The sequence below is a fragment of the Candidatus Cloacimonadota bacterium genome (genome assembly GCA_034661015.1).
Classification (GTDB): Bacteria; Cloacimonadota; Cloacimonadia; order JGIOTU-2; family JGIOTU-2; genus JAYEKN01.
Genome location: JAYEKN010000037.1, coordinates 1 through 1,143 on the forward strand (window position 1 = coordinate 1; position 1,143 = coordinate 1,143).

General features: G+C 32.9%; 2 protein-coding genes. Both read left to right on the forward strand.

From position 1 onward, the window contains the following. Positions 1-67: 67 nt before the first annotated feature. Positions 68-670 carry a DUF6088 family protein gene (locus U9P79_01290; GenBank protein ID MEA2103263.1) on the forward strand — a complete coding sequence of 201 codons (603 nt, stop codon included), beginning with the start codon at positions 68-70 and terminating at the stop codon, positions 668-670. Next, the coding region (locus U9P79_01295; protein MEA2103264.1) for a nucleotidyl transferase AbiEii/AbiGii toxin family protein at positions 670-1,143 on the forward strand (474 nt) is incomplete at its 3' end. The genes U9P79_01290 and U9P79_01295, both read left to right, overlap by 1 nt.

The window sequence follows — 1,143 nt, forward strand, 5'->3', positions numbered from 1 at the left end:
AAAAAATAATTTGCTTTTTCCCGAAAAAGTAATAAGATTTTCAGGAAAAAGTTTAAGGAGTTAGTTTGTGAAGCATTATGAAAAGGCACTTTATTTTATAGCAGGTCATCGTAGGGGTTGGGCATTTTCTTCAAGTGATTTGTCGTCTGTTTTTACCCGCGGTGAAGCTGATGACAATCTTAAGTATTTAACAGAAAAGGGTAAGATAAGAAGGATCAGTCGCGGATTATACGATTACCCGAAATACAGTGATTTACTAAAACAAGAATTGAGTCCTGATATAGATCAGGTTGCTCGTGCTTTTGCTCGTAAATTCAATTGGAGAATAGAAATTTCGGGAGACAGTGCATTAAATTTATTGGGTTTATCTACTCAAATTGTAGCAAAACATATTTATCTGAGCGATGGTCCCAACAGAAGCTATGATATTATGGGAACAACTTTGGAATTTAAGAAATCGGCTCTGAAAGAAATCGGCTTCAAACATAAAGAGAGTTCACTAATTGTTCAGGCATTAAAAGCATTGGGCAAAGACCGCATTACTCCCAAAGTTATTGATAAAATAAAAAAGCAGACAGATTCAAAAAAATATAATAAGATATTGATTGAAACTAAATCTACGAAAATCTGGATCTATGAAGCCATTAAACAAATTTGCAGGAATAATTGATGAATAAAATTGCCAACCTTACCGATAAAGAAAGAAATGAACTTTTCAGTGAAACAGCAAGCAGAATGAAGACAACCAATGCAATCGCAGAAAAAGACTTTTGGGTTGTTTGGACTTTGGATAAGCTGTTTTCTAACGAAGAATTAAGTAAAATTTTAATGTTTAAAGGTGGAACGAGTCTTTCCAAAATTTATGGATTAATTGAAAGATTTTCAGAAGATATCGATCTTATCCTTGATTGGGATTTATTAACAAAAGAAGACCCTTATGCAAAAAGATCCAAAACTAAGCAGGGTAAATTCAATATTTCCATAAATGAGAAGGCAAAAGATTACATCCGAGATGAGCTACTTCCAATTGTTTCCGACATCCTGCAACCGCATTGTAATTGTAAAATTGAAATAGTTAATGAAAATGATGCATTCATAATTATCGTTCAATATCCCACACTTTTCAGTGATTCTTCAATTTTA